This is a genomic window from Streptomyces sp. NPDC029159 (assembly GCF_055564055.1).
Window position 1 is genome coordinate 440,847 of sequence record NZ_JBVHWT010000004.1, and the last position, 10,255, is coordinate 451,101.

7 protein-coding genes are annotated in these 10,255 nt (G+C 72.1%); 2 read left to right on the forward strand and 5 right to left on the reverse strand.

Going from position 1 to position 10,255, the window contains the following annotated elements:
- Positions 1–52 precede the first annotated feature (52 nt).
- Positions 53–1,342: a LolA family protein gene (locus ACZ4U4_RS11670; protein WP_467871835.1), complete on the reverse strand. Its 1,290-nt coding sequence runs from the start codon at positions 1,340–1,342 to the stop codon at positions 53–55.
- A gap of 287 nt (positions 1,343–1,629) precedes the next feature.
- Positions 1,630–2,643, reverse strand: coding sequence for a polyprenyl synthetase family protein (locus ACZ4U4_RS11675; RefSeq protein WP_467871837.1), 1,014 nt, complete (start codon positions 2,641–2,643; stop codon positions 1,630–1,632).
- A 478-nt stretch (positions 2,644–3,121) separates the two neighbouring features.
- Between ACZ4U4_RS11675 and fahA the strand changes: the two genes are divergently transcribed.
- Together fahA and ACZ4U4_RS11685 are read left to right on the forward strand one after the other, a co-directional pair.
- On the forward strand, positions 3,122–4,324 hold the full coding sequence (fahA, locus tag ACZ4U4_RS11680; protein ID WP_467871840.1) for a fumarylacetoacetase: 1,203 nt from the start codon (positions 3,122–3,124) through the stop codon (positions 4,322–4,324).
- Between the two features lie 133 nt (positions 4,325–4,457).
- Positions 4,458–4,937, forward strand: coding sequence for a hypothetical protein (locus tag ACZ4U4_RS11685; RefSeq protein WP_467871843.1), 480 nt, complete (start codon positions 4,458–4,460; stop codon positions 4,935–4,937).
- A 101-nt stretch (positions 4,938–5,038) separates the two neighbouring features.
- Here the strand turns inward: ACZ4U4_RS11685 and nuoN are convergent, their stop codons facing one another.
- From nuoN to nuoL, 3 genes are read right to left on the reverse strand one after another with little or no spacing between them, the layout of a single operon-like run.
- Positions 5,039–6,691, reverse strand: coding sequence for an NADH-quinone oxidoreductase subunit NuoN (nuoN, locus tag ACZ4U4_RS11690; protein WP_467871845.1), 1,653 nt, complete (start codon positions 6,689–6,691; stop codon positions 5,039–5,041).
- Positions 6,688–8,358, reverse strand: coding sequence for an NADH-quinone oxidoreductase subunit M (locus ACZ4U4_RS11695; RefSeq protein ID WP_467871848.1), 1,671 nt, complete (start codon positions 8,356–8,358; stop codon positions 6,688–6,690). The genes nuoN and ACZ4U4_RS11695 overlap by 4 nt, the downstream gene beginning before the upstream one ends.
- Positions 8,359–8,361: 3 nt before the next feature.
- Positions 8,362–10,254, reverse strand: coding sequence for an NADH-quinone oxidoreductase subunit L (nuoL, locus tag ACZ4U4_RS11700; RefSeq protein ID WP_467871851.1), 1,893 nt, complete (start codon positions 10,252–10,254; stop codon positions 8,362–8,364).
- Position 10,255: the final 1 nt, after the last annotated feature.

The following is a 10,255-nucleotide window of genomic DNA, read 5'->3' on the forward strand; positions in this document are numbered from 1 at the left end:
CCGTACCGCCCCGGAGGCGCGCCGTTCCGCAGCGCGCCCCGGGGCCGAGGGCCTACTCGGCGGCGCTGGCTATGTGGGCCGTGTTCGCCGCCTTCACGAGGGTCTGCCGGTCGACGGCGCCGGCGTAGACCGTGCCGTCGTCGGTCATCAGGGCGTTGACCAGGCGGGTGCTGAAGACATGGCCGGAGCCGAAGTCGCCGTGGACCTTCTCGCCGAGGCTGTCGAGGAAGGCGGCCGCACCGCCCTTGCCGGTCGGCAGCGAGCCGCCGCCCTTGAGCACGGCGACGCCCGTCCAGCCCTTGCCCAGGACCGTGACGCCGTGCGGACCGGTGGCGTTCCGCGGGCCCTTCTCGCCGCGGAACTCCTTGAAGCCCTCGAAGCCCTTGGAGCCGTGCGGCCCCTGGAGGCCGTGGTCCTTGCCCGGCTGCAGCTGCGCACCGTCGACGATCTTCGCGCCGCGGGGCGGGGCGAACGACGAGGCGGCCGGGCGGGCGAAGTCGACGGTGGTGAAGCCCGCGTCGACGACCGCGGCGCCGCCGCTCCGGGGCAGCAGCGAGAACTTCAACGGCACGCCGTTGGCGGCGTCCACCGCGATCCGGACCGATCCGACGGTCGATCCGGCCTGCTTGGGCGTCAGCACCAGCTGGTACGCGTCCCGCCCGGCGACCTTCGCGGTACCGCCGACGGTGACGGAGGTGGTGTCCCCCGCGGCCTTCAGCGCCTGCCGGGCCAGCTCCTGCGGGGTGGCGCCGGCCAGATCCCGCGGCAGCCCCGCACCGGGCCGCGGAGCGTGCGCCGCGCCCTTGGGCCGCTCGGAGCGGACGGCGGTGTTGCTGCCGCCGTCGTAAGCCCAGCTGCGGTCGCCGTCGTGGATCAGGCTGTACTCGGCGCGGCCGTCGACGAAGGTGACGCGCTGCCGGTCGGGGCCGTCGGCCGCGACGCGCAGGGTGTGGGAGCCGGACGCCAGCTCCAGCAGCTTGTTCCGCGGCGACTGCGGGGCGCCGCCGCCCTCGCCGGAGCCGCCCTCGCCGCCGAGGCCCGGCAGCGCACCGCCCGCGCCCGGCAGCGACGGCAGGCCCAGGTCCGTGGTGACGCGGACGGTGCCGGACAGCTGCTGGGTGTCGGACCCTGCCATCTTGGCGAGGAGCTGCTGCGCCGTGATCTTCGGCAGGTCCGGGGAGCCGGATCCGGCGAACGCCGGGACCAGCCCGACCGTCGCCGCGACCACTCCCGCCACCGCGACGGGGACCCCGTACCGGACGGCCTTGCGGCGCTTCACCGGCGCGTCCCCCTCCGGGGCCGGGCGGCCCGCGGTGGCGTCTGTCGGTTCGTTCCGTGGCATGTGCCTACCTCCGGTCATGAGCGGCGGGCCCGCGCTGCGCACCGGTCCCCCCGGCCCTCTTCGTGGCCGTACCGCCGCGTTGTGGTGACCTCATCCCACCAAAACGACCGGAACACCGCGTCAACCCACGGAGCCAACCCGTCCTCCTGCTGGGGTATGACATCCGGTCAGCACACGGCGGCACACCTACACCGGGAGGGTGACACGACCCCTGAGACCGGGGCAACGGGAGAGGGACCGTCCGCTCCCAAGGACCGGACGTGCCGTGCCGTCGCCGTCCGCTCCGGTCAGCCGGCCCGGTGCACCACGGCGTCGCAGAGGCTCTCCAGCGCCGTCTTCGCCGTGCACTCCCGCAGCGGCGCCAGCACGGCGCGGGCCTCCTGGGCGTGGCGGACGGTGTCGCGGCGGGCCTGCTCCAGCGCCGGGTGGGCGCGGAGCGCGGCGAGCGCCTCGGCGTGCCGGGCGTCGTCGGTGAGGTCTCCGGCGAGCAGCTCGCACAGGGCGCGGTCCTCGGCGGTGCCGGACGGGCCCTCGGCGCGGGCCCGCAGGTGCAGCACCGGCAGGGTGGCGACGCCCTCCCGCAGGTCGGTGCCGGGCGTCTTGCCGGACTCGTGGGAGTCGCTGGCGATGTCGAGCACGTCGTCGGCGAGCTGGAAGGCGGTGCCCAGCCGCTCGCCGTACTGGGTGAGGATGTCGACGGCGCTCTCGTCGGCGCCGGACATCATCGCGCCGAACCGGCAGGCCACGGCGATCAGCGAACCGGTCTTCCCGGCCAGGACGTCGAGGTAGTGGTCGACCGGGTCGCGCCCGTCGCGCGGCCCCGCGGTCTCCAGGATCTGGCCGGTCACCAGCCGCTCGAACGCCTCGGCCTGGATACGGACCGCGTCGGGCCCGAGGTCGGCGAGGATGTGCGAGGCCCGGGCGAAGAGGAAGTCGCCGGTCAGGACGGCGAGGGAGTTGCCCCAGCGGGCGTTGGCGCTGGCCACGCCGCGGCGCACGTCCGCCTCGTCCATCACGTCGTCGTGGTACAGCGTCGCCAGATGCGTCAGCTCCACGACGACGGCCGAAGGCACGACGCCGGGGGCGTACGGATCGCCGAACTGTGCGGCGAGCGTGACGAGCAGCGGCCGGAACCGCTTGCCGCCCGCGCGGACGAGATGCTGTGCGGACTCGGTGATGAACGGCACGTCGCTTTTGGTGGCCTCCAGCAGGCCCTCCTCGACAGCCGCCAACCCGGCCTGGACATCGGCCTCAAGAGCCTGGTCCCGCACGCTCAGCCCGAAGGGCCCGACGACGGTCACGAGGGGTACTCCTGTCTGCTGACGATCAAACGGAATGTCGATCTGTCGCTGTCTCCACCGCCCGCCAGCGTATCCGGTCCCAGTTCGATCACCGTGAGCGCCCGCCCCCCGAACCCCATCGGCAGCCGACCAGCCCTGTGCCCGGTATGTTCCGGAGTCCCCTTTCTCCCTGTATGGAATGAATTAGGCGGGGGTAGGGACCGCGTCTGACGGCGACCGGGACGGGCCCGGGCGGATCCGCGGACCCGGGAATCCGAGGCGGTTCCGATTCCGCGCGGGCGGCGCGCGTGCGAACCCCCGTCCGTCCGGCGCCCGATCCCCCGCTCCCCCACCTGAGCAGGCACCCGGGGAGTTGTCCACAGGGCCCACGGCAACCGCGGGACGGGCCGTAGTCTGCTGATCGACCCCACGGCCACCGGCCGGGCGGGCGGGGCCACCACGCCGCGCCCGCCGGTGACGACGAACGCGAGGAGCTGTCATGTCCGAGCAGAGCCCGTTCGACCTCCCCGAAGGCGATCCCTTCGGCCCGCACACCCTGCCCTACGGCGTGTTCAGCACCGCCGCGGAGCCCGCGGTGCGCCGCCTCGGCGTCCGCTTCGGCCGGTACGTCCTCGATCTGAGCGCACTGCCCGAGCCGCTGTGCCCCGCCCGTGCCGAGGTGCTCGCCGCCCCGACCCTCAACCCCCTGCTGGCCGCCGGGCGGCCGGTGTGGACGGAGGTCCGGACCGCCGTCCGCGCCGCGCTGACCGACCCCGCGCACCGCTCCGCCGTCGCCCCGCTGCTGCACCCCCTGGACGGCGTCACCCTCCACCTGCCCTTCGACGTCGCCGACTACGTCGACTTCTACGCCAGCGAGCACCACGCCACCAACGTCGGCAAGATCTTCCGCCCGGACGACGCCGCCCTCCCGCCGAACTGGAAGCATCTGCCCATCGGCTACCACGGCCGGGCCGGCACGGTCGTCGTCTCGGGCACCCCCGTCGTCCGCCCCCACGGCCAGCGCAAGGCCCCCGCCGATGCGGCGCCGACGTTCGGCCCCTCCGGCCGGCTCGACATAGAGGCCGAGGTCGGCTTCGTCGTCGGCGCCCCCTCCACGCTCCACGAGCCGGTCGCCCTGGAGTCCTTCCGCGACCACGTCTTCGGCGTCTGCCTGGTCAACGACTGGTCCGCCCGCGACATCCAGGCATGGGAGTACGTCCCGCTCGGCCCGTTCCTCGGCAAGTCCTTCGCCACCTCCGTCTCCGCGTGGATCACCCCGCTCGACGCCTTCGACGACGCCCGCACCGCCCCGCCCGCCCGCGACTTCCCGCTGCTGCCCTACCTCGACGACGCGGCGGCCGAGCCCGGCGGCATCGACCTGCGCATCGAGGTGCGGATCAACGGCGAGACGGTCTCCCGGCCCCCGTTCGCCTCGATGTACTGGACGGCCGCCCAGCAGCTGGCCCATATGACCGTCAACGGCGCCTCGCTGCGCACCGGCGACCTCTACGCCTCCGGTACGGTCTCCGGCCCCGAGCCGGACCAGCGCGGCTGCCTCCTCGAACTCACCGAGGGCAAGGGCCCGTTCCTCCAGGACGGCGACGAGGTCACCCTGACCGCCTGGGCCCCCGGCCCGGACGGCGCCCGCATCGGCCTGGGCGAGGTCACCGGCCGCATCCTCCCCGCCCCGGCCACGCCCTGACCCCAAGTCCCCGTCCCCGTGGGCGAAGAGGGAGGCGGGAGCGGTGACGGCGGGCGCACGATCGTCACTCCGCCTCCACACCCCTCCTGCTAGCCTCTCGGCTCCCCACTCACCACCGAACGAGGAGACGTAGGTGCGCAAGGCAGCGCAGATCGCCGGAGCGGCCGCCCTCGCCGCGATGCTGCTCAGCGGCTGCGGCAGCAGCGGCAGCTCCGAGGACAAGCCGGCCGGGGAGACGACCGCGCCGTCGGCACCCGACGCGGGCGGCAAGCCCGCCGAGGGCGCGGCGGTGGAGGGCGCCTGGGAGACCGAGGAGGGCGGCGAGCCGCTCATCCTGGTGTTCAAGAACGGCACCGCCGCCCTCAGCCGCGGCCACAAGGCCGGGTGCCTGGGCAAGGTCCAGCAGATGGGTGGCATGTCGATGGTGGCGCTGAAGTGCACCGACGGCGACACCAGCCGCACCATGGGCACCCTCAAGCCCGGCACGGACGGCAAGAGCCTGACCGTCGCCTGGAAGGGCGGCCCGACGGACAAGTACCAGCGCTCCGCGGACGGCAAGGTGAAGATCCCCGACCTGCCGGAGCTGCCCAGCGGCGCCCCGAACGGCGGCTGAGCCCGATCCGCACACGGCCGCCGCCCGGCCCCTTCCGCAGGGGCCGGGCGGCGGCCGTATGGGAGCGGTCCGGTCGCGGCGCGGGAGCCGCGGCCGGCGGGTCAGCGGACGAAGGTGCCCGCCTGCCCCGCGAGATCGAGGAAGTACTGCGGCGCCAGACCGAGCACCAGCGTGACCACCACGCCGAGGGCGATGGCGGTCGTGGTGAGCGGGCTGGGCACCGCGACCGTCGGACCGTCCGTCTTCGGCTCGTTGAAGAACATCAGCACGATCACGCGGATGTAGAAGAACGCCGCGATGGCCGACGACAGCACACCGATGACGACGAGCCAGCCGGCGCCGCTCTGCGCCGCCGCCTTGAAGACGGCGAACTTCCCGGCGAAGCCGGAGGTCAGCGGAATCCCGGCGAAGGCCAGCAGGAACACCGCGAAGACCGCGGCGACCAGCGGTGAACGGCGGCCGAGCCCCGCCCACTTGGACAGCTGCGTCGCCTCTCCCCCGGCGTCGCGGACCAGCGTGACGACGGCGAACGCGCCGAGCGTCACGAAGGAGTACGCGACGAGGTAGAAGAGGACGGACGAGATGCCGTCCTGGGTGGTCGCGAGGACACCGGCCAGGATGAACCCGGCGTGGGCGATGGAGGAGTACGCCAGCAGCCGCTTGATGTCGGTCTGGGTGATGGCGACGATCGCGCCGCCCAGCATCGTGACGATCGCGACGCCCCACATCACCGGCCGCCAGTCCCACCGCATCCCGGGCAGGACCACGTACAGCAGCCGCAGCAGCGCGCCGAAGGCGGCGACCTTGGTGGCGGCGGCCATGAAGCCGGTGACCGGGGTCGGGGCGCCCTGGTAGACGTCCGGCGTCCACATGTGGAAGGGGACGGCGCCGACCTTGAAGAGCAGGCCCATCAGGACGAGCGCACCGCCGATGAGCAGCAGCGCGTCATTGCCCATCGTGCCCGCGAGGGCCGGGTCGATCTGCTTGGTGCCGTCCGCGATGACCTCGGCGATGCCCGCGTAGGTGACGGTGCCGGCGTAGCCGTAGAGCAGGGCGATGCCGAAGAGGAAGAACGCCGAGGAGAACGCGCCGAGCAGGAAGTACTTGAGGGCGGCTTCCTGGGAGAGCAGGCGCTGGCGGCGGGCGAGGGCGCAGAGGATGTAGAGCGGGAGGGAGAAGACCTCCAGCGCGACGAAGAGGGTCAGCAGGTCGTTGGCGGCGGGGAAGATCAGCATGCCGCCGACGGCGAACAGCAGGATCGGGAAGACCTCGGTGGTGGTGAACCCCGCCTTGACCGCCGCCTGCTCGGCCGTGCCGCCGGGCACGGCGGCCGCCTGCGCGGCGAACGAGTCGACGCGTTTGCCGTGCGCCGCCGGGTCGAGGCGGCGCTCGGCGAAGGTGAAGACCGCGACCAGGGAGACCAGCAGGATGGTGCCCTGGAGGAAGAGCGCGGGGCCGTCGACGGCGAGCGCGCCCATCGCCGCGAGGTGCGCCTTGGTGGTGGCGAAGCCGCCCGCGGCGAGGCCGATGACCGCGGCGAAGCCGGCGGCCAGCGCCAGGACGGAGAGCAGCAGCTGCGCGGTGTGGCGGTGGCGGCGGGGCAGGAACGCCTCGATGAGGACGCCGATGATCGCGGCGCCGAAGACGATCAGCGTCGGGGAGAGCTGGGCGTACTCGATGTGCGGGGCCGGGATCCGCCCGGGCGCCTCGGCCGCCGTTGTCCACAGGGTGTGGATGTCTGTCACGGGGTTCACTTCGCGGCCTCCGCATCGTGGTGGTGCGCGGGGTGACCGGCCCGGTGGTGCCCGGGCACCGCGTCCACCCGCACCTCGGGCTTGGGGTCCTGCTTGTCCACGACGGAGAGGGTGTGGTCGACCGCGGGGTTGACGAGGTCGGTCAGCGGCTTGGGGTACACGCCGAGGAAAAGCAGCAGGGCGATCAGCGGACCGACGACGACCAACTCACGGACGCGCAGGTCCGGGAGGGCGCGGATCTCGTCGTCCTTGGGCGGGCCCGTCATCGTCCGTTGGTAGAGGACGAGGACGTAGAGCGCGGCGAGGACGATGCCGACGGTGGCGATGATGCCGATGACCGGATAGCGGCTGAACGTGCCGACGAGGACGAGGAATTCGCTGACGAACGGGGCGAGCCCCGGCAGCGACAGGGTGGCCAGACCGCCGACGAGGAAGGTGCCGGCGAGCAGCGGCGCGACCTTCTGCACCCCGCCGTAGTCGGCGATGAGCCGGGAGCCGCGGCGGCTGATGAGGAACCCGGCGACCAGCATCAACGCGGCGGTGGAGATGCCGTGGTTGACCATGTAGAGGGTGGCGCCGCCCTGGCCCTGGGAGGTCATGGCGAAGATGCCCAGGATGATGAAGCCGAAGTGGGAGATCGAGGCGTACGCGATCAGACGCTTGATGTCCCGCTGGGCGACGGCGAGCAGCGCGCCGTAGAGGATGCTGATCAGGGCCAGGATCAGGATGACCGGGGTGGCCCAGCTGCTGGCCTGGGGGAAGAGCTGGAGGCAGAAGCGGAGCATCGCGAAGGTGCCGACCTTGTCGACCACCGCGGTGATCAGCACGGCGACGGGTGACGTCGACTCGCCCATGGCGCCCGGCAGCCAGGTGTGCAGCGGCCACAGCGGCGCCTTCACCGCGAAGGCGAAGAAGAAGCCGAGGAACAGCAGGCGTTCGGTGCCGGTGCCGAGGGTGAGATGGCCGGAGGCGCGCGCCTCGACGATCTGCTGGAGCGAGAAGGTACCGGTGCCGAGTTGGTCGGCGGTGACGGCGTAGAGGCCGATGACCGCGGCGAGCATGATGAGTCCGCCGGCGAGGTTGTAGAGCAGGAACTTCACCGCGGCGCTCGCCCGCCGGGACGCCGCCTCGCCCTCACCGGCGCCGCTCGCGCCGTCGCCGAAGCCGCCGATGAGGAAGTACATCGGGATGAGCATGGCTTCGAAGAAGAGGTAGAAGAGGAAGACGTCGGTGGCCTCGAAGGAGAGGATCACCATCGCCTCGACGGCGAGGATCAGCGCGAAGAAGCCCTGCGTGGGACGCCAGCGGCGGTTGGGCCTGGCCTCCTCCAGGGTGTCCGCGTCGTGCCAGCCCGCGAGCATGACGAACGGGATGAGCAGCGCCGTCAGGGCGATCAGGGCGACGGCGATGCCGTCCACGCCGAGTTCGTAGCGGACGCCGAAGTCGGCGATCCAGGCGTGGGACTCGGTGAGTTGGAACGGTCCCTTGGCGCCGGGGTCGAAGCGGAACGCGATGACCAGGGCCAGCGCGAAGGTGGCGACGGAGAAGAGCAGCGCGACCCATTTGGCGGCGGTGCGCCGGGCCGCGGGGAGCGCGGCGGTGGCGACGGCGCCGACCGCCGGGAGCGCCGCGGCGCAGGTCAGCAGGGGGAACGAGAGATCTGCCACGGGTCAGACACCCCTCATCAGCAGGGTCACGGCGACGAGGACGGCGGCCCCGCCGACCATTTGGGCGGCGTAGGAACGGACGAAGCCGTTCTGCAGCCGGCGCAGGAGTCCGGAGAGTCCGCCCATGGTGACGGCCGTGCCGGTGACGGCGCCGTCGACGAGGGTGTGGTCGAGGCGGACGAGGGTGTCGGTCAGATGGGTGCCGCCGCGGACCAGGACGACGTGGTTGAAGTCGTCCTGGAGGAGATCGCGGCGGGCGGCGCGGGTGAGCACCGAGCCGCGGGGCGCGGTGGCCGGTACGGGCTTGCGGCCGTACATCAGCCAGGCGGCGGCGACGCCGAGGAGAAGGACGACGACGGTGGCGGTGGTGGTGACCGTCGCGCCGAACGGCGGGTGGCCGTGGGCGAGGGAGGTGACGGGCTCCAGCCAGTGCACGAAGGCTTCGTTGATGCTGAACAGGCCACCGGCGAAGACCGATCCGAAGGCGAGGACGATCATCGGGATGGTCATCGTCTTCGGGGATTCGTGCGGATGGACCTCGTTCGGATCCCAGCGCTTCTCGCCGAAGAAGGTCATCACCATCACGCGGGTCATGTAGAACGCGGTGATCGCGGCGCCGAGGAGGGCCGCGCCGCCGAGGATCAGGCCCTCGGTGCCGCCCTTGGCGAAGGCCGCCTCGATGATCTTGTCCTTGGAGAAGAAGCCGGAGAGGCCGGGGAACCCGATGATCGCGAGATAGCCCAGGCCGAAGGTGACGAAGGTGACCGGCATGTGCGTGCGCAGTCCGCCGTACCGCCGCATGTCGACCTCGTCGTTCATGCCGTGCATCACGGAACCTGCGCCGAGGAAGAGCCCGGCCTTGAAGAAGCCGTGGGTGACGAGGTGCATGATCGCGAAGGCGTATCCGATCGGGCCGAGCCCGGCGGCCATGATCATGTAGCCGATCTGCGACATCGTGGACCCGGCGAGGGCCTTCTTGATGTCGTCCTTGGCGCAACCGACGATCGCACCGAAGAGGAGCGTGACGGCGCCGACCGCGACGACGGCGGTCTGGGCCGCGGGCGCGGCGTCGAAGAGCGCCCCGGAGCGGGTGATGAGGTAGACGCCCGCGGTGACCATGGTGGCGGCGTGGATGAGGGCGGAGACCGGGGTCGGGCCCTCCATCGCGTCCCCGAGCCAGGACTGCAGCGGCACCTGGGCGGACTTGCCGCAGGCGGCCAGCAGCAGCATCAGCGCGATGGCGGTGATCTTGCCCTCACCCGCGGAGGTGGCCGTGCCCGCGGCGTCGAGGACCGGGCCGAACGCGAAGGTGCCGAAGGTGGTGAACAGCAGCATGATCGCGATGGAGAGGCCCATGTCACCGACGCGGTTGACGAGGAACGCCTTCTTCGCGGCGGTGGCGGCGCTGGGCTTGTGCTGCCAGAAGCCGATGAGGAGGTACGAGGCGAGGCCGACGCCCTCCCAGCCGACGTAGAGCAGCAGGTAGTTGTCGGCGAGGACGAGCAGCAGCATCGCCGCGAGGAAGAGGTTGAGATAGCCGAAGAAGCGGCGGCGCCGTTCGTCGTGCGCCATGTAGCCGACCGAGTAGAGGTGAATCAGCGAACCGACCCCGGTGATCAGCAGGACGAAGGTCATCGACAACTGGTCGAGCTGGAAGGCGATGTCGGCGTGGAAGCCGCCGACCGGGATCCAGGTGAACAGGTGCTGGTGCAGGGCGCGGTCATCGGCGGCCCGGCCGAGCATGTCGGTGAAGAGGACGGCGGCGACGGCGAAGGAGGCGACCGCGAGGAGCGTGCCGATCCAGTGGCCGGTGCGGTCGAGGCGTTTCCCGCCGCACAGCAGCAGGGCCGCACCGACCAGCGGTGCCGCGATGAGCAGCGCGATCAAGTTCTCCACT

What these genes read in the sequence shown, in the direction of transcription:
- fahA (WP_467871840.1), top strand. Translation starts at nt 3,122, where the DNA reads ATGTCCGAGCAGAGCCCGTTCGACCTCCCCGAAGGCGATCCCTTCGGC.
- ACZ4U4_RS11670 (WP_467871835.1), bottom strand. Translation starts at nt 1,342, where the DNA reads ATGCCACGGAACGAACCGACAGACGCCACCGCGGGCCGCCCGGCCCCG.